Below are 19,932 nucleotides of genomic sequence, written 5' to 3' on the forward strand. Positions count from 1 at the left end.
CTTTATTGGGGCTTTCTTAATTGAAGCCTTACTTCATGTTTTCAGGTTTTATTGTTTGAACGAATTCTTCAATTTTTGAATTCTCCAATTATCTTTTTTATCTGTTCATCGCTTTTCAAGATATACAGATAGTATAAACAGACAATTACACCGGAAAAGATAACCAGCAGTATCTGGTTTATTTCTATAATTTTAAGGGCAATAATGATAGCTCCTGCAGGAACAAAAAGAATAAAATTCGAAAATACTATTTTCAGGGCTCTCGAAGTCTTTACTCCGGCATAGGACATCATCTTTAGGCAAAGGTAACCGTATACTGCAATACCTGATAGTGAAAAAAGAATCAATGCCATACGGGCACTTCCGAGCAAGCCGCCGATTATAAGGGAAAGGAGGCGTGTTATCAGGTTGAATAAATTATAATGAAAACCGAAGTGATATTTTTCGACTACTACGTATATAGCAGTTAATGGAGAGGAGATAAACCATACAAAAGCCCAGAGACTAAGAATCTGAGCGTAGATACCTGCTTCTGTCCAGGCTTTTCCAAAAATAACCGTAAAGACGTCGCCGCCAACAATTGTCAGGATAAGTATCGGGAACATGCCTATAACCACAAGCATTCTGAACACATTCTCAACAAGGGAAGGGAGAGTGCCCTCGGTGAAGGCTCTTGAGGCTCTCTGGAAAAATACCTCTGAAATCGAACCTCCAATGAAACTCATCGGCAGCTGCAGAAGGCGAAAGCCGAGAGAATAAAAACCGACTACTGCAGGCGTGAAGAAAGCCGAAAGAAGGAAGGCAGGAAGCTGCCAGGATACTGAGTTCATGAGGGCTCCCCATGTATCTACAAATGAAAACTTGCGGTACTTCTTAAACCCCTCATAAATTTTTTCCCAGCTCAGACTTTTTACAATTAATTTCCTGTCATCTCTCCAGATCTGTCCTCCAAGTACAAATGTTGCAATAGACTGACCGGCAAGGCTTCCAAATATCAACCCTCCTGCTCCAATTTTTTTTGTAACCCCCAGGCCTATCTGTGTTGCAGTACTCGAGAACGAACTGAAAACTTTTGCAAATGAAAGCCTTTTAAAAAGTTTTGTTCTTGTATTCCAGCTATTCAGTGCAAGAAATAACCCGTTTACAAAAATAAAAGGAGGTACAAGCCAGAGATAGTTTCCTATCTGCTGAGAATTTAGAATAGTAACTATTGGTTCTTTAAAGTACCATATGACTGGAAAGGTTAAACCTGTTACGAACAGCACTGCTAGAAAACTCAGTCCCAAAAGGTTTACAGCCTCTTCACTCGATTCAGGTAGCATTATGGAATATTCGTATCTCATGCAGGCAATAACACTGATAATGCTGGTGATAGAAAGGTAAAGAGCCCAAACTCCAAAATCATCAGGCCCATAGAGGCGAGTCAATACAGGAGCAGCTAAAATTGTAAGGATTTGGGCAAAGGTTGTTCCGCCTGCAAGTGTTAGCACATCAAAAACAAAGCTTTCCTTTTTGCTGTTATCAGACTGTTTCTCTGCTGCATCTGCTGTTATTTCATTCATTTCCGGTACCTTAAAGAAATTTCCTTTAGAGCTGAAATCCATTTAGTCCTGCATTTTCAAGCTGCGTCAAAAATTTAAAAATTAAGTTATATTGTGTAATGATGTATGATAATATATGATATTCTCAAGCTGATGCTGAATATTAGGCTTTTTTCCCTCTAGACCCCCTATAAATAAACACCTTGAAATAAATCTATCAGTTTCCTTAGTCTATATAAACATTAACAACTGGAACCATATATTTTCTCCTGACTCCTCCTTTTCTCCTCCGTTATCTTTAAATCCACTCTATTATATTTTTTTATAAATTCTAGCGGGATTCCAGTCATAATGAATATTTTTAACGCAACGTCAGTATTAATTTTTAAAGAATTTCGGCCCCAATACCGATAGGAGACGCCTTACCATCCTCAAGCCCGTTCTAAATTGAAAAAAGTTATTAATTATGCTTGTCTTAGGCGGCGATTTATATTTTTTTCAATGTGTTAATTTGATAGTGTTAATTTGATAGTGTTAATTTGATAGTGTTAATCTGATAGTGTTAATTTGATAGTGTTAATTTGATAGTGTTAATYTGATAGTGTTAATYTGATAGTGTTAATTTGATAGTGTTAATCTGATAGTGTTAATTTGATAGTGTTAATTTTGATTAGTGTTATCTTGCTTATATAGAGAAATTAATCTATCTCAGTGCCTCTGGTGATTATCAACTAATTCCGATCCCGCACCTGGGTTTTTTCAATACCGTGGTTCAATATTGGTCGACCACCAGTTATATATTTCCTCTCCACTTGCAAGCCAGGCTTTTTTGCCGGAAACATATTTGAGGAATTTTTCGTAGTATTTAAGGCCTTCACCATCAATGGATGTATTGTTGTGCCATAGAATTGTGATTACACCATTATACTGTTCAACTTTATCAACAAGACTTTTTGTGAGTTCCCAGGCCGTTTTAACGTCAAGCCGCATGTAACTTTTTAATAACGTCCGGTCCATAACTATGAGAGGAAGCTCAATGATATCTATTTGTTTTCCAGTGTTTATATTATATGGCCTGAAAGGATGACACATACCATTTCTAAAGCCTGCACAATCCGAATACCCAAATGTTGTGTCATACTTAAAGTTTGCTTTGCTTAACAATTCCCATGTGTCCGGTACTTTAAACCTTAAGTAATGATTCCTGTACCCTATAATTTCCTTACCCAATACTTTTTCAAGTCTCTGTTTTTTTTCCTTTATATCTTCCAAGCTTCTGTAAGACTCATGCCCTCCATGCAACCCTACTTCCCAACCATGAGTGGATATATACTTCAACTCGGCTTTGAGATCCTCAATTTCATAATTGAAATCTTTCTCTCCAGGCCTCAAGGCCAGAAAATAAAAGCTGGATTTTGCATTATATTTTGCCTCCAGCTCCATTATTTCTCTAAAGTTCCAGCAAGGGTTAAACTTTTTGCAAATTCTACAAAAAGGCGTCTTTATAGCATCTGTTAAATTTCCTTTAGCAAAAGCTTTGGCAGTTCCAATGATCGTGTAGATCTTTTCCGGATATATCACATCAATATCATGAGTAAGGCAGACTGCGAATTTTTTCCCGTCTGGATACTCAGGGTGTAACCCGTTTTCTACCAGAAACCTGGAAACACTGGGATCAAAAATATTCCTCTGGCTGCTTAAATAGTACGGAAACCTATCGTACTGGTCAGTAAAGGTCAAATTGTATTCTTCTTTTTTGCTAAATAGATCCCAGAGTTCCTCATTTTGTTTCAGTTCCTCGATCATCTTTAATCCTTTTTCCAGATTTTAATGCCCTAACTTGTTTTTTAAATAAATTTTAGTTTACATTAATAAATGTTCGTTTTTATCGCCTCTCCCTATTCCCTTATAGACAAACCCTTTACTAATAAATTCGTCCGGTTCAATTACATTTCTTCCATCTATAATAACTGGGTTTTCTTTGTCTGTAATTTTCTTTACCCAATCAGCCTTTATATCAGAGTATGCACTGTGCCCTGCAAGAATGACCACAGCATCCGCGTCTCTGATAACATTTTCAAGATTATCTGAAATCTCAATTCCTGGATAGTTCACAACATAAGGATCGTGCACAGTAACTATTGCACCTGCCTCAAGGCAGAGTTCCCTGTAAGGTTCTGAAGGCGTGTTCCTTGCATCATCCGAGTCCCGGATGAAAGCCCAGCCGAGCATTGCAATCTTTGAGCCTTTCATTTCCTTTCCAATCCTTTTAAGAGCTGCAACAGTCAGGTTGTACATATGGGCAGGCATAAAATCATTGACTTTTCTTGCGAGCACGTAGATTGAATCTGCACCTTCCGGATAGTCAAGCTGTCCATTACCTATCTTAACTCCTCTCTCCAGGTGGTATGTATCTTTTGTAAGGCAGTGGCCTCCAACGCCTGCCCCTGGCCAGAGTATAGCTCTTGTAATGCCTTCTCCTTTTAGACTGTCTACTCCAGTCCTTACATCGTACACGTTTATTCCCATAGCTTCACAGTAAAGGGCAAGCTGATTGATTGCTGCAATCTGGAGGTCGCGGAAAGTGTTTTCTGCAGTTTTCGTTACCTCGGCTGCAGTTGCACTCATAGGAATTACTTTCCCCACAGTCAATACAGGAGAATAGAGCTCGATAGCCCTCCTGGTACTTGCTTCGTTTATCCCACCCACAATTCTATCATGTTCCCTGATATTTTTTAAAAGCCTGCCTACCATTACTCTTTCAGGGGCATGGGCAAGAGCAAAGTCTTCTCCGGCTTTTAGGCCTGATTCTTCCTCAAGAATCTTTTTTGCCATACCTTCGGTTGTACCAGGGGTAATTGTGGACTCAAGAACTACGAGCATTCCTGGCCTCAGGTATTTTCCTACGTTTCTTATACCTTCAATAAGTGCGGAAAAGTCAGGTTCCAAATCTTTAGGATTTGCAAAAGGAGTTTGGATTGCAAGCGTTACGGCATCAAGTTCTGATATCCTTGAGAAGTCTGGGGTGCATTCAAATTTGCCGGCTTTTACAACTTTGTTAATAAGGTCTTCCAGACCAGGCTCCTCTCCTTTAAGAGGACTCTCTCCACGGTTGAGCATACCAATCTTGTAACTTGAACTTTTTGAATTGCGCTGGAAGCCAAGAACTTTATTGAAACATGGAGCATCTGCGAAAAGAACCGCTGAAGGAATACCTACATAGCCCATTCCAAGTACTCCAATTTTTTTTATCGGGCCTCTTTCCTGGAAAAGTTTTTCTAATTTACTCATGTATATCACTTTCTAAATTGTTTTTTTCAGATCTTTTCAAACCTTTCTCATTTTCAAAAGTTGTCGAGATTTTACTTTTTCAGAGTTTTTTTCGGCTTATTGTCCTACTTCAATTAATCTTCCTTCTTCATAGGATTTTATAGCAGCCATTGCCACTTCAAGGGCATGTTTTCCGTCTTCTCCGCAAGGGTTGGGATTTTTACCCTTCGTAGCACAATCTATGAAATAGGTGAGTTCGTTTTTCAGGGGTTCGCTATGTTCTACTTTGGCTTTTCTTATCCATTCGTTATCGTGTAGCTGTACTGTCTGATTAATATAGTCCAGATAGGCAACTCCCTTAACTCCAATCGCTGTTAGCTGCCTTATCTTGTGAGGAGTCAGCCAGTTTGTTTCCACAACCCCTGCAAAATTATGGTCCATACGCAGGATAATTGAGGCGTGATCTTCAAATGAGTGAATGTCAGCACCTGCAATTGCATAAACACTATTTATTTTCTTGCCGTAAAGATATGAGATCACATCAATATCATGGACACCAATATCCAGGATTACTCCCACGTCTCTTATTCTCGGGTTATAGGGTCCTACTCTTTTGGTTGAGATTGAGACTATCTTTCCCAAAATGCCTGAATTTATGATCTCTTTGAGTTTTATAACTGCGGGGTTAAAGCGCTCAATGTGCCCAACCATAAGGATTTTTCCCGCTTTTTGTGCAGCTGCTATCATCAGGTCCGCGTTTTCAGGCGTATCTGCAATCGGCTTTTCTACAAGGACATGTACGCCTGCCTCAAGAGCATCAAGTACGACTTGCTTATGCAGTTTGGTGGGCACAACCACACTTACCGCATCAAGTCCTTCGGCTAACATTTCCTTATAATCTGTAAAGGCTTTTGTCTTGAACTGCGTAGCCATTGCTTCAACACGTTTCTGGTCTACATCCGAGATTCCGGCAAGCTCCACGTCATTCATTTCATTGTAAATCCTTACGTGGTTCTGCCCCATAGCACCTGTACCTATTACTCCTACTCTAATCAAAAGTTTCACTTCCTGATTCTGAGAATGCGGTGGCTGGAAAACTAATCAGTCCTTTGCATAAAATTCTTTGGTCGCGTCAATTATTTCCTGTAAATCAGTTCTGGATAATGCAGGGTGCACAGGGAGAGAAAGAACCTCGTCGGCTGCTTTTTCTGCGACAGGTAGTGAGTCCTTGTATCCAAGTTCCATGTAGAAAGGTTGCTTGTGAATAGATATAGGATAGTGGACTCCTGTTCCTATTTCTTTTTCTTTCAGGAAAGTTGCCAGTTGATCTCTCTTTTCTGCTCTTACCGTATACTGGTGGAATACGTGGGTGCAGCCGGTTCTTATTACTGGTGGCATAATTCCGGATATACCTTTTAACCCTGCTGAAAGAATCTCCGCATTCTTTTGTCTGGTTGCTGTAAAACCATCTAGTTTTCCGAGCTGTACAAGTCCGATTGCAGCTGCAATGTCAGTCATGCGCAGGTTAAAGCCCAGCATTTCGTGCAGATATCTTACTTTTGAGCCATGGGCCCGAATCATTTTTGCTTTCTCTGCAATTTCCTTATCGTCTGTAGTGAGCATTCCACCTTCGCTGGTTGTCATATTTTTAGTAGGGTAAAAGCTGAATGCTCCTGTTCCGAAGCTGCCCACTTTTTTTCCAAGGCATTCTGCACCATGGGACTGGCAGGCATCCTCAATTACAATAAGCTTATTATCATCTGCAATTTCCATTATCGCTTTCATGTCTGCAGGGTGCCCATAGAGGTGAACAGGTAAAATTGCTCTGGTTTTTGGAGTTATTTTCTCCTGAATTTTTGCAGGATCTATATTATATGTATCTGATTCAATATCTGCAAAAACAGGTTTTGCCCCGGTATACAGGATACTGTTTGCTGTTGCAATGAAACTGAAAGGACTTGTAATCACTTCATCTCCTTTTTCTATACCATTGGCAAGAAGCGCAATGTGCAAAGCTGCAGTGCCAGAGTTCACAGCAACTCCATGCTCACAACCAGTGTATTCAGAAAAAGCAAGTTCAAATTCTTCGACTTTCGGGCCCTGTGCAATCATGCCTGATCTCAGGACCTCTGTTACTGCATCAACCTCTTCCTTACCCATCAGGGGCTTGGCAATTGGGATCATTTTAGAACCTCTTTTAATAATCTTGATAAAACGAATCTTACTTACGATTGATTTTTTATAAGTTTATATCTGATTCAATTCCTTTAAATCTTTGGGGAGTTCTTGTATTCTGGCAGGCGCTCCAATTGCAAGTTTCCAGGCGGGCACGTTTTTTGTCACAAGTGCTCCCCCTGCAACCATTGCTCCTTCCCCTATTTCAACATCGGGAAGTAAGGTGGCGTTTGCACCGATAGACGCACCTTTTCTCAATACAGGACCCTTCAATTCGTATTTCTTTCGAATAGGATATTTATCGTTGGCCAGAACAGCACAGGGCCCAATAAATACATTGTCCTCGATAACAACATTGGTTGGAATGTAGACATTTCCCTGGATGCTTACGTTATTTCCTATTTTTACATGCCCATCTATGATGACATTGGTTCCAATAAGAACATTGTTTCCAATTTCTGTATTTTCTCTAATCATTACGTTATGCCCGGTTTTGAAGTTTTTTCCGGTTTTTACATTGGAAAATATCGTTGATCCAGCCCTTACAATTGAGTTTGGACCTATGGTACACCCTGGAAAATCAAAGTTTTCAATTTCGATGTTTTGCCTAAGGATTTCCATCAGGACCCTGTGTTCAGGGTATCCTAGAATCACATTTTCCATTATTACTGTGTCTTTCCCAATTACAGAGGTTCCGTATATCTTAGAAGAATTGTGAATTTTAAATTCAGTAGAGTTCATTGTTCCCCCCGTCCTTCTGGTTTTTCTTAGCCAGATAAACTTTCTGTTGGAGCATAAAAACATCTGCCTACTTTATGCAGTTTTTCATAATCTTTCATTTCATAATTTTTCATATTCCCGAGAATCGGGCTAATTCAAGCTCTCAGGACAAACCCAAGATATTGTTATTGCTTTTTTTATATTCATTTCTTTGATTTTTCTAACTACCTCTAAATTTTTAGTTTAAAGGGCTCTTTAATTATTTAATGATTTGGTTCATTTTTCTACTCTTCTTTCCTATCTTTTCTAAGAATTATTCAATTATATTCTGCGTTTATATTTTCACAATATAATTTTTAATTTTATTCTTTTGATTGCAAACTCAAACTCATAGTATTTTCTTTATCTATTAAGGACACTTCCTACCTGTTTTCCAAAATTCGAATTTTATGCCTCTTCTCTTGATGTTTATCAATTGTATGAGGAGGATTTTTATATCTTATCGCGTATTTGTTCCTGTAATATGCTAATCAACTCTAGGAGTGCTGACTACGCTTACAAGTTTAATAACGTCCAACTCCGTTTCTTCAGGTATGCTCTCAGTAACTACCGTAACACCGGGAATTCCTGAAGGCGCATCTGTGGCTGCGGCAGTTTTACTTTTATTGCTTTTGCTCAGGGACTTCCTCCCTGCATCGAAACACTGGGAAAGTACGGTAAAGGTTTCTTTGAATATGGGAATTATTCCATTGATGTTTTCCTTTGGTGCAATCATTCTCTTTAAGGTTGTCGCACTATTTTAATGGCTTTTCAGAGGGCTTCCGTCAGGTGTTCGCTCCGATTCCCATCTCGGCAGAGTGCGGCTCTGCAGTTCACTGCCCTTTCTGCTCCACTTTTCTTCGCTCATGAGGGCTGAACTATGGGTAAGTAACAGTAATCTTGTCTCATGAAGTATTTCTGGATATAATCACACTTTTTTAAGAATGATTGTCGTACTTGACTCGGTTTCGGCTGCCGGGGTAATTTTGGTTATACTCGGCAGTTGATGAGTTTCATTTACTTTTTTGGCTCTTCGTTGTTTTGTGTGGATGTCCTCATAATATTCTCATGAAAATCAATGCAGTCTTGAGTTGAAAATAATCTTATCTATACAATAGCGAAGAGCCACTTTTTTCTGGTAGAATACAGTTTATACCTGAATTCTCTGGTTAATTCTCAAAAACGTAAAAAACGCGAAAAGCATAGGGAACTGCTAATATTTATTACTCTATTCTGTCTCCATTATTATAGAAACCAGAGTGAGTTTTTCCTGATTATAATCGAGAGTAAATCTGTAAAGAAGTTCCCGCTATATCGAAGATTTTGCCTTTGGTTTAATTTCCTTTGATCGAATCCTTTCTTTTTTGGAATACGTTAGTGGACGTAGAGAGTTTAAAGGAGAAGGGGGAGAATCCCGAAAAAGAACACATTCATAAACCCATGAATTAATGCAACCAGCGGTAGGCTTCGGGTTCCGTAATATAGGTAGCCTATAACAGCACCCACTAAGGTTATGTAAAATATTTCGTAAATGCTCCCATATCCTGAGTGCATTAACCCGAATAAAATACTTGTGACTATCAACGCTTCCCGGCCGCCTAATACTATTTCTAACCGGGTCTGCAGGACTGACCGGAAGATCATCTCTTCTATAGGGCTCACGAGAAATACCATAATTATGGTGAGATTTATGATGTTAAGGATTGAAAGATCCTGAATAAGAGGATTTTTTCCTACTATGATATATTCTCCTGCTCCTAATAAAAGGCCCATGAATATTGATAATGGAATATATATCCCTATTTTTTTGAAAGTTATCCCAAGCTGCGCGGGAGTAAACTCCTGATTAATGGCTGCAATACTTACAGGGATTGCCAGAAGACAGTATATGAAAATAAGGTTGTAAAGTTTTTCTTCATAGAAGAGAGGCATTGAAAAATCTACCAGACGCAGGATCGGTAGAAGGAGAAAACTCTGATAGGTTTTCTGAATGTCCTTGTTTTTTATATATATTATGGAAAAGGAAAGCCCAAGCAGAACTAATGCATGTATTTCCATGCCTGGGAGTTTCCTTCCCGAATATATCATCAGTTCCGCAAGAGCAATAGCTACAATCGGGATTCCGATATAAACCCATTTGTTTTCGATCTCGGTTGTTTTTTCCTTTAGATTCTCAGACATCTTCGTTTTTATGCCTTCCGGAGTCTCCACATTAGAAATCTCAAATGCTCCCATCTTCACACCTCCTCTCCAACATTTATCCAGAGGCGCAGATCTTTGTATGGTATATTCTTTTCAGTTTCATTGAAAAGCAGGAACTCAAGCTTCATATTATCTCCTTCAACAGAAGGTGTAATCTCAAAAGGTTCTACAAGGGTCTTATTATTGGCAAGCCTGATATGCTGCAGATTTTCCGGAAGAGGCAGAGATTGATTTTTAAGCCTTACTTCCATTGTATAGTCCATTGTTCTGTGTTCATTATTTGTTATTCCTATAAAGTAGGTCCCACTTTCTCCCTGTATATAATCTGTTTTGTAGTCGTTAGCCGTTCCATTCGCCCCAAGAACGTAGAACTCCGTATATGGTTCTTTGTCTTGAGGCACAAGAACGACATAAACTCCAGTTCCTATCAAGATAAGGACAGAAAGAGCTAGAATTATTCTAAGGTTTTTCTCTGTTTTAGATTCCGGCTTTCCTATTATTCCTGATAGCAGGGTGATAGCAAGATTCCTGAAAGGGACCTCAAATTTACTGTCTGCAGGTAGATAGTTTCTTCTAACGTATGCTGTTGCCAACATGATCAGGGTAAATATGGAGATACTTGTTATGAGGGGTATCTCTTTGATTCCCCAGGAGGTATAATTGAGTGCAAGTCCTATCAAAGGCACAACTGAGACACTCATTGCGACAGAAAGAGCTATCCTTTCCATTCCTTCAAGTCCGCTTTTTTCTGGAAAAAGCATGGCTATGAGGGCGTATCCTGGAAGGAAGAGGATCAGTGGTAGACCAAGAGCTGTGCGAATAAGGCTTCCGCTAAGTACAGGAATTAGTACGAAAATATCTGTAAGAATTACAAGGCCTGCTACTAACAACAGGTCAGATGGGAACTTCTGGTTTCCGGCCATATAACTCCTCATAAAACGGTTTTATGTTTTTTGGCTTCCCAGCCTTTTCGTTATTCGGGCTAATCTGCCAATTTCTCTGTTCCCTTATGAGGTTTTTCGGAAACCTTCCGATTTCCTCTTGCCGGCTGCTTTTTAGTCTTCAATTGCGAAGAGTTACGCCGGAAAGGTGAAAGTTGTCCGAGCTTTAATCCCGGTTTTTTTCTTATTTAGCAGAATATATTTCCTGAATTATATTCGTTTTCAAGAATGTTTTAACCCGATCTACTCAATAACTTAGTTGTATAAAATATCTTTCCCTTTTCCTGAATTGTATTTAAAATACTTTTCCCTTTTTTTCTATATCCCTTAAAGAACTTTTAGCCTTTTGAGTATCCCTCTTTCTACTTTTTTAAATATACTTTCGGGGTTGAATCCGCAGGGTTGCAAACGTTGACATCTAACAAGGAAGTCTTTGAGTTCTTATATCTGTATAAGTTTTTCTTTTATTATTCTCTTATTTTTGTAAATAATTGATACCTTTTAAGCTACTATTATGGTTAACAGGCATTTTACATGGGTTTAATTATTTTTCGTTATCGGGGTTACTGGTTAATTATTTTTCGTGTCTAAATGCTTATATAGCTCGTATATTAAAACAGATACAGGTCTTGCATTAAATGCTGTGACTCACTTACGGAGTATTTATGTTCCTTCTTTTGGGTAAAAAGAGGAGAACAAGTCCCCCAATTGATTCTCTGTAAATGTAGCCGTAAAAGACCTTTTGAAACCCTCTAAAAATTATGGAGCGATGACTCTGAAAAATATATTTGCAGAATTTGGACTTTTTACTGATTCTTCCCTAATAAACTATGTTATCAAGGAGACTTCTTACCTTTATCTTCAAAGAGGTAGATGATTGCATATGGCCATTACGATTGCAGCCATGCCTGCTTATAACGAAGCCCATGCCATTGCAGATGTTATCAAGGGTTGCAAAAAATACGTCGACAGAGTAGTAGTTGTAGATGACGGAAGCACCGATAATACTGTCGATATCGCCGAATCTCTTGGCGCCTATGTAGTTCGTCACGAAACAAATAAGGGATATGGAGCAGCCCTAAGGAACTGTTTTGAAACCGCCCGTAAGCTCGATGCAAATGCTATGGTCATAATTGACTCTGACGGTCAACATGACCCCTCCGAAATTCCCAAGCTCCTTGAGCCCTTGAAAAATGGGTTTGATCTGGTAATCGGCTCAAGATTTGTCAATGGCAACGGTAAAAATGTCCCTATTTATCGTAAATTCGGGATGAAAGTCCTTGATATCGCAACCTATATTGCAGGCGGTCTGAATGTAACGGATTCACAAAGCGGATTTCGAGCTTATGGAAAAAAAGCTATTGAAAACATAAATTTGAATGGAACAGATATGTCTGCGGGCTCTGAAATTCTGATTCAGGCCAAGGATTATAAATTAAAGTTTACTGAAGTGGAAATCCATTGCAGATATGATCTTGAGGACTGCTCAAGTGAGCACCCTTTCATACATGGTCCCAGAGTCCTGTTCCGCATCCTTAAAGATATGGAGTACAGACGGCCTTTGTACTATTTCTCTGTTCCTGGCTTGATTATGACATCTACGGGCTTTCTTATGGGATTAATATTTTTACAGGATTTTCTCATGGGAGGATCCCTGCGCTTTGGGCCAACACTTCTGATGGTCATGCTGACGGTTATAGGAGCCTTCATGGTGTTTACCGGAATAATACTGCATGCCATCTCAAGAATGATATTTTTAAACGAGAATATTCGAAAACAGTAATGTTAAAACGGGGCCAATTTGTATGAAATACCCTTTTGTTTCAGTCGTAGTAGGTATTCGTAATGAAGAAAAATTCATTGAAGAATGTATTGAGTCACTTCTTAATCTAGATTACCCGAGAGATTCTTACGAGATTATTATCGTTGATGGGATGTCCACCGACAAAACGCGAGATATTGTACAAAAATATCCTGTCAAACTTCTTTTGAACGAAAAAAAGAATGTTGCTGCGGCAAGAAACCTTGGTGTGGAAAATGCCAGGGGAGAACTTGTCGCGTTTACCGACGGAGATTGTAAGGCCGATACTCAGTGGTTGAAAACCCTTGTCCATGAAATGCAAGCTTCTCCAGATGATGTTGTGTGTTTTGGAGGGCCTAACCTGATTTTTGACACTGATCCTGTATTTGGCAGAGTTGTGGGATATGCCCAGGAATCTTTCCTGGGGTCTGGAGGTTCGGCTCAGTCTAAAAACTCCACAAAAAAGCATTATGTCAGCTCTCTTCCTAACTGTAATGCAATGTACAAAAAAGCGGCAATTAAGGAAGTTGGAGGTTTTGATGAGCGGTTTGTGGTGGGTCAGGACGGAGACCTGAACTACAGAATCAGTAAGAAGGGTAACAAGTTTTTGTATATCCCGAATGCAAAGGTCCTGCACCATAGAAGAGGAACTTTCAAGTCCTTTTCCGTAAGGATGTTTAAGTATGGTGTGTGGATGGCAGAACTTTTCAAGAAGCATGGAGAATTTGTCCGTTGGTATGCTTTTTTGCCTTCGATTGCCATCTTATTTGCAGTCATTTTGCTTATTACTTCTATTAAATTTTTTATTCCAAGCTTGCTTCTTCTTCTTGCACTCATGACTGTGTACTTTATTCTTGTCTTTATTACCTCAATCCAGGTTACCTATAAAATGAAATCAAAATACGGTCTTTTTACCCTTTTTATTATTCCTGTGCAACACGTTGCTTATGGGCTGGGGTTTTTGTACAGCTTTACAAATTCCCCTTTGATCTCAAAAGAGAGTTCCTGTTCAGATATTTAACAATCACGAACGATGTCATTTATTTAAATAGAAACCGAAACACTTGAATATATGTGAAGCTTTTCAGGGCAAAATCTTCTTAATCAATAAAGCCCTGATGAACTCTTGCTGATTTTCAAACACAGAAGTTTGGATGCCAGGTTTGTTAAATTTATTATATGATTATTTAAGGTCATGGAGATAGTATGTTCGGATTAAGTAAAGAAACAGGACTCGGATTAGATAATGACCGTCTAATGAGGTTAATTTCTTTTCTGTTTCCGTTAGCTATAATCTTCGCAGTAATATTCGCGTTCTTATGGATGTTTGCAACCGGAAAGTTCGGTTATGCACTTCGGGGGATATTTACAGGAATACCTGCAATACTTTCCTGTCTTTTCATATTTTTCATTTACAAAAAAGATGTAAGTTTGCACGATATCGATATCTTTCCATCATTGAGTACAAAGTCCCTTGCGTACCTTTTCGGGATATTTTATATTGGTTCCCTAGTTGTACTTTTGCTGTCTCCGGGAAGCAGGCCTCTATGCTATTTCCTTTTTATTTTAGGACTTTATCTGTCGGTATTCTTCCAAATTTTCTCTAAAAATATAAATCCTTCTCTTATTCTGGCGGAATCTATCTTAATCGCGGGAAATTTAATTTTCAGTGTGACTTTAAATTATGATTTCTATGTCGGTACCACAGACATCCTTCCTCACATCTTTATTTCGGAAGTTACTGCACTGACCGGGAAAATAATTCCGACTTCCTTAAGTGATTACGCTTACTTTCCTCTTTATCATGTGTTTATTGCAGAAGCTTCTGAAATCTTGAAAATAAGCATAAAGAACTCACTTTTTGTGGTAACTGCACCTGTCTATGCAATAACCATAGTTTTCCTTTATTACCTTTTTAATTACATAACAAACAACAGGCAGATCTCACTTCTTTCATGTGTACTCTTCTCCGCAAGTTCTACCGTACTCTATTATGGTACAAATGTAATCACTCGCACAATGGCATTCATAATGTTTATTGTATTATTATACCTGATTTATAGTGTCAATTTCAAAAAGGATAAACTTTCCTTAAAAACCCTTTCAGTAATTGTTGCAGTTTTTTTAACTTTAGTTCACAATGTCTCCCTTCCACAGCTTGTTATATTGCTGATCATTCTTCTTGCATCGGAATATGTGATAGGGAATAACAACTATATCAGCAAACCCTTCTTTATACTGCTTAATGTCATTTTTTCCACTTACTGGTTCTTTGTAGCATACATGTTTGTACAGAGGAGCCTGGCTCCCCGTTTGCAGAGCCAATTTTTGGATTCTATAGTTCTAACTGCTGGAGGTTCAGAAGTTCTTCAGGAAAGTTTTACTGATTTAGCAGGGCTTCTGGATAAATCGGTATTTTTATTTTTTGCATTGATAGGAATAGGTTTTCTCCTGAAAAATTACAAGAAAAATTATGCTTCTGTATTAGGGTTATTTGCTCTGTTGACTCTTATATTTTATATTCCCAATCCCCTCAATACGATCTGGCAGTTCAAAGTCCTCTTCAGAGTTGACCGGTTTATGCTTTTCGTTAGTCCCTTTATGGCTTTCATAATGGGGTACGGATTGTATATATTCTGGAATTATATGACTAAGTATTCTTCTAAGAAATCGAACTCTGCTTTCTTAGTGATCTTATTGTTTTCGATTTTTGTTTTAGTCTCTTCGGTCTACAGTATTTCAGATTCGGGTTTTCTTGGTCAAGAAGCAAAACACGAATACTTTACTTCCGAAGAGTTGAGCGGCTTTAATCATATTTTTAAGTATGTTCCTGTCAATTCTCCAACTAAGTCGGTTTACACCGATTATTACGCTTCAAGGTTCTTTTATGTCCCGCTGATTCCTTCGAAATCTGCGGAATTGAATATCTCATCTTACGATAATTACAGAATCGGTGATGTAAATAAACTCCCGGAATACAAAGGTTATATCGTTCTCAGAACCAGAGAGTTTTTCAGGAGCGGATTATACTTTGGCAGTGAGGAAAGCACCCTGAAAGATACTGCCAACTATTTCTATCAGGGGTTACCCAAAAATGAGCTTGAGCTGGAAAACAACCTCAAAGGCCTTGACAAAATCTATTCAAATCCATCGACAGACATTTACATTCCGCATAAGGGGATTTAATAACCCCTTAAATTTATTATTTAAACTCACATTCCAATTTCTAACACTTTTGTATAATTTCAAATCACAAAAGTATAATCATAATGGTTATAGATTAACAAACTGGCCAATATCAAATGATCATTGTCTCAAATTGGCAGGGGTTCAGAATGTGCATTTAAAGATGCTTTTTTTCCAGGTGCCCATTTTACTTCTAGTGTCGAGTCAACAGCAAAATGTCGTATAAAATCGATTGCAATTATTCGGAATTATTGAATCCTTGATGATTGGCTCGACATAGGGTGAAATGGTACAGCATTTGTATGTGAGTATAAGCTTTTACGAATTTTTATTTTCGATTTTGTGGATTTTAGGGTCTGTGATTTACAGCAGACTCAGTACCAAAATCCAGTGATAAACGTGAAATTGAAAATCACTAGATTTTGTAATTGGTTATAATCCATTAAATACGTCCTCTCGATGGAAGTCTTTCGATATCAAATATTGAGTTTGATTGAAGAACGAATTCTTCCTGCAAGTTCATGATTTCAATCGAAAAATACAAAAATCACTAGATTTTGGACCAGAGTCTTACAGCAGACTAAGGAATTAAAAAAGTAGGCTGGAGGGATTGGGACTTATTTCAAAGTCTTCTCCAAAAGCTCTGAGTATATATCCACAGTCTTTTTTGCATGGGCTTCCCAGGTCAGTTCTCTCTGAATTATGCTTTTACGCCCGAGCTTCCCCATGTTTTCTCTCTGGTTTTTATTTTCAAGCAGTTTATTAATTTTTCTGGATAATTCTTCAGGGTTTTTTGCAGGTACCAAATACCCTGTTTCCCCATCGACCATAAGTTCAGGTATCCCGCCGACATCGGTTGCTACAACTGGAACCTCACAGGCAAGGGCTTCGAGTACTACATTTGGTCTTCCTTCAGAAAGGGAAGGCAATACGAGGATATCCGAAGCTGAGATCCAGAGTGGGATGTTCTCATGGTTTACAGGCCCAGTGAATTTAATGTGATCTGCAATTTTGAGCTCTTGTGCTCTTTTTTCCAGACTTTTTTTCAGGCCATCGTCCCTGCCTACCATAAAAAGATTGGTGTTTATGTTCACAAAATCCTTTGCAGCTTCAATAAGGTAGTCCACACCTTTTATTTTTCTAAGGGCTCCAACAAATAGGACGATATTCTTATCTTGTGGCAGGTTTAACAGATTCCTTGCATGTGCTTTTCCTGCAGGTTTGAACTTTACGGTATCAACACCGTTTGGAACCACATGGACCTTTTCTTCGTTTATTCCCAGATTTACTATGTGGAGCTTGAGATCCTCGCTGACAGAAAGAATCTTATCTGCAAAATTCATTGCCTCTATAATCTGCTTTGATGTATAGGAACCTTCATAAGCAACTTTTCTTTCTATTGTCCCGAGTGCACTTATTACAAGAGGGACTTTCCATTTCTTTGCAAGTTTCATCATCCCATACCCGTCAGGATATGAGAAGTGTGCGTGGATCAGGTCTGGCTCTGGATTTATATTTTTGATTGCGTATTCGAAAATGAAGTGAGAGTACGAAAACCCTGTTATGGGATAAAAATATTTTTTGGGGACAGCATATATATAACGTGGATAATGAAGGTCATATTTTTCGGTATGCTCAATCCGAGGCAGTTTAAAAAAGTTATAATATGGAAATACGGAAAAGGGAAGGACAAAGGGTTTTGGCGAGATGACAGTAACATCTACGCCCTGGTTTGCAATTGAGTCTATACTCTGTTTTATGAATGTCCCAAGTTGAGGGTAATACCTGTTAGGAAATTCCTGACATGCTTCCAGTACTTTCATAATCTTTTGCTCGTTTTCGATTCGGATGCATCAAAAGCAGACAGAGGAGAGAAGTAATCCTATAAATACTTCTCTGCAAAATGCATTAAATTCTTGTCCATGGATTTTATACTAAACCCTCGTCCTTGAACTGAAAAAAATAATAAATAAAGCCATGGGATAAACTAATTAACTACTTTTACTATTCTGGTAACCGGCTACTATGTTTAAAAAAGTAAATAATATTTTCCTGGTTTATTACGGTTCTTTCAATGCTAAATCAGGTTCGAATATCCATATTCTAGAACTTCTGAAAAACTTAAAAAAATATACTGATATAGTCCTGTTTGCACCCGGACAGAAGAGCGTAGACCGTACTCTTCCAGGGATAAAATGCGTGCCTGTAATAGACAATAAATATCTTGTACAGCCCTCTTACGAATTCATGCTTTCTTTTTACCTTCTTTATTCTTGCATAAAAAATAGGCCTGATGTGCTCTATCTTCGCCAGAATTCTTTTCCGTTCTTTCCTATACTTCTATGTAAAATTCTAAAAATTCCTTCCATAGTAGAAGTTAATGGGATAGTTCTGGATGAGTTAAAGGTCGATCCAAATTCACAGTCTTTTGCGTATAGAGTTTTCTCTCATCTGGCACTCAGGTCTGAAAACTTTAATTACAGGCACTGCGACAGAATTGTTTCAGTCACGGATAAACTCAGGGACGAACTTGTGAGATTATACTCAGTTCCTGAGAGCAAAATCTATGTTATTAACAATGGGGCAAATACTGATGTATTTAAGCCTCTAGATTCCAAACAGACCAGAGAAAAGCTGCAGCTTGAAAACTCAAAAAAGTACATATGCTTTGTCGGGAACCTTGCAGCCTGGCAGGGAGTTGAATATCTAATTCATGCCTCTCCTTTGATTCTGGAGAAATGTCCTGATGCTCATTTCCTTGTTGTAGGAGACGGAGTTATGAAGGAGAAACTGATGGAAATAGCTTCTAGGTTAGGGCTTTCGGGTAAATTTACTTTCACCGGAAGAATTCCATACGAACAGGTTCCTCTCTACATCAACGCGGCTGATGTTTGCGTTGCTCCTTTCATCAAGGAAAGAAACTCAAAAATAGGACTTTCAGCATTGAAAACTTATGAGTACCTTGCCTGTGGAAAGCCTATTGTGGCAAGCGGTATTTCGGGAGTCAAAGATTTAATTGAAGCTTCAGATGGCGGAATTTCCGTAACTCCTGAAGATCCTGAACAACTTGCGATTGCTGTAGTTAAATTACTTCTCGATGAAAATACCCGAGCTCTTATGGGAGAGAAAGGCCGAAGATATGTCGTTGAGAATCACAGCTGGGACGGAGTTGCGAGAAAAATTCTTGACATATGCAAAGGACTCAGTCCCAAAATCTAGTGATAAAAGTAAGTGTAACATCACTACACAAAATTATAATTCTATAATTATGTAATGATGTTACGGCAAAAACAATGGTAACTATAAACCTTACTCTTAATAACTTTTCGGAGCTCCCTGCTCTCTTAGACGTTTTTGGTTGTTTTGGAAACGATTATGAATATACCACACGAGGAATTTTTCGTAGAAAAATTCCTCCAGTCTGTTCAATTTGTAGTACTCCAATGGTTCATAATGGCTATAATCCTCATACTAAAGAAGGTCTTGGAGAAATCAACATTGGTCGATATAAATGCTCAAATTGTGGTAATACACACGAAGAAGATCATAGTTTTTGGGAAGATCTGAAGACTTTACTTTTTAATTCATTCAATGATTTCTTCCAGTTACTCAGATACCATAACGTTTCATACGATGGAATTTCTGATATAATGGACTTCATCTATCCRAGATCAAAAAGCACTATTTTAAGAGCATTCTACGAAGAAATGGAACAGAAAACTGTTCCATTTTCAGAAAATATACATATGGTRCACTATGACGAACAACATCCAAAAGAAGGAAGATGTCAGAAATACCGTTTAACTTTACTGGATGCAAAAACTCAAAGAACGATAGCAGATGAACTTTTTGAAGATAAGAGTTCAGAAACCATCAAGGGATTTTTACAGAAAAATCTGGATGCATCAGAGCCTGTGTTTATCGTTACGGACTTTGATAAGAGATACCCTGATATATTAAAGGAAATTTTTGGGGATAAGTTAGTCCATCAATATTGTTTRATGCACTTAAACAAGCTTATTGTTAGTGATTTCCCAAAAAATACAACAATTGAACA

General features: G+C 38.3%; 14 protein-coding genes and 1 pseudogene. 5 read left to right on the top strand and 10 right to left on the bottom strand.

Features of this window, described 5'->3' with window-relative positions:
- Positions 1-68: 68 nt before the first annotated feature.
- From FXW07_RS15670 to FXW07_RS15710, 9 genes are all read right to left on the bottom strand, one after another.
- Positions 69-1,562, bottom strand: coding sequence for an oligosaccharide flippase family protein (locus FXW07_RS15670; protein ID WP_229396201.1), 1,494 nt, complete (start codon positions 1,560-1,562; stop codon positions 69-71).
- A 738-nt stretch (positions 1,563-2,300) separates the two neighbouring features.
- Complete coding sequence (locus FXW07_RS15675; RefSeq protein WP_048153254.1) at positions 2,301-3,347, bottom strand: polysaccharide deacetylase family protein; 1,047 nt, start codon at positions 3,345-3,347, stop codon at positions 2,301-2,303.
- 57 nt (positions 3,348-3,404) lie between these two features.
- The gene (locus FXW07_RS15680; protein WP_229396202.1) at positions 3,405-4,832 is read right to left on the bottom strand and encodes a nucleotide sugar dehydrogenase; all 1,428 of its coding nucleotides are present in this window, start codon (positions 4,830-4,832) and stop codon (positions 3,405-3,407) included.
- A gap of 96 nt (positions 4,833-4,928) precedes the next feature.
- Positions 4,929-5,867, bottom strand: a complete 939-nt coding sequence (locus FXW07_RS15685; protein WP_229396203.1) for a UDP-N-acetylglucosamine 3-dehydrogenase — start codon at positions 5,865-5,867, stop codon at positions 4,929-4,931.
- 45 nt (positions 5,868-5,912) lie between these two features.
- Positions 5,913-6,995, bottom strand: a complete 1,083-nt coding sequence (locus FXW07_RS15690; protein WP_229396205.1) for a DegT/DnrJ/EryC1/StrS family aminotransferase — start codon at positions 6,993-6,995, stop codon at positions 5,913-5,915.
- Positions 6,996-7,058: 63 nt separating this feature from the next.
- Positions 7,059-7,727: an N-acetyltransferase gene (locus FXW07_RS15695; RefSeq protein WP_229396207.1), complete on the bottom strand. Its 669-nt coding sequence runs from the start codon at positions 7,725-7,727 to the stop codon at positions 7,059-7,061.
- A 505-nt stretch (positions 7,728-8,232) separates the two neighbouring features.
- Positions 8,233-8,481: a hypothetical protein gene (locus FXW07_RS15700; RefSeq protein WP_229396208.1), complete on the bottom strand. Its 249-nt coding sequence runs from the start codon at positions 8,479-8,481 to the stop codon at positions 8,233-8,235.
- 656 nt (positions 8,482-9,137) lie between these two features.
- Entirely contained in the window at positions 9,138-9,980 is an 843-nt protein-coding gene (locus FXW07_RS15705) for a type II CAAX endopeptidase family protein (RefSeq protein WP_229396210.1), read from the bottom strand.
- Positions 9,981-9,982: 2 nt separating this feature from the next.
- Positions 9,983-10,870, bottom strand: a complete 888-nt coding sequence (locus tag FXW07_RS15710) for a DUF1616 domain-containing protein (RefSeq protein ID WP_229396212.1) — start codon at positions 10,868-10,870, stop codon at positions 9,983-9,985.
- A gap of 901 nt (positions 10,871-11,771) precedes the next feature.
- On the opposite strand from FXW07_RS15710, the gene FXW07_RS15715 reads away from it, so the two are divergent.
- The 3 genes from FXW07_RS15715 to FXW07_RS15725 all read left to right on the top strand — a co-directional run bounded on the left by FXW07_RS15715 (position 11,772) and on the right by FXW07_RS15725 (position 15,875).
- Complete coding sequence (locus FXW07_RS15715; RefSeq protein ID WP_048158065.1) at positions 11,772-12,671, top strand: glycosyltransferase family 2 protein; 900 nt, start codon at positions 11,772-11,774, stop codon at positions 12,669-12,671.
- A gap of 22 nt (positions 12,672-12,693) precedes the next feature.
- The gene (locus FXW07_RS15720) at positions 12,694-13,710 is read left to right on the top strand and encodes a glycosyltransferase family 2 protein (RefSeq protein ID WP_229396214.1); all 1,017 of its coding nucleotides are present in this window, start codon (positions 12,694-12,696) and stop codon (positions 13,708-13,710) included.
- 185 nt (positions 13,711-13,895) lie between these two features.
- The gene (locus FXW07_RS15725; RefSeq protein ID WP_229396216.1) at positions 13,896-15,875 is read left to right on the top strand and encodes a hypothetical protein; all 1,980 of its coding nucleotides are present in this window, start codon (positions 13,896-13,898) and stop codon (positions 15,873-15,875) included.
- A gap of 617 nt (positions 15,876-16,492) precedes the next feature.
- Here FXW07_RS15725 and FXW07_RS15730 read toward each other — a convergent pair.
- On the bottom strand, positions 16,493-17,698 hold the full coding sequence (locus tag FXW07_RS15730) for a glycosyltransferase (protein ID WP_229396218.1): 1,206 nt from the start codon (positions 17,696-17,698) through the stop codon (positions 16,493-16,495).
- Positions 17,699-17,900: 202 nt separating this feature from the next.
- Here FXW07_RS15730 and FXW07_RS15735 point away from each other — a divergent pair, with 202 nt between their 5' ends.
- The gene (locus FXW07_RS15735) at positions 17,901-19,094 is read left to right on the top strand and encodes a glycosyltransferase family 4 protein (RefSeq protein ID WP_229396220.1); all 1,194 of its coding nucleotides are present in this window, start codon (positions 17,901-17,903) and stop codon (positions 19,092-19,094) included.
- 74 nt (positions 19,095-19,168) lie between these two features.
- Positions 19,169-19,932 (top strand): annotated as a pseudogene (locus FXW07_RS15740) (ISNCY family transposase); the annotation flags it as partial.

It is taken from the genome of Methanosarcina sp. DH1, assembly GCF_020804205.1.
Taxonomy (GTDB): Archaea; Halobacteriota; Methanosarcinia; order Methanosarcinales; family Methanosarcinaceae; genus Methanosarcina; species Methanosarcina vacuolata.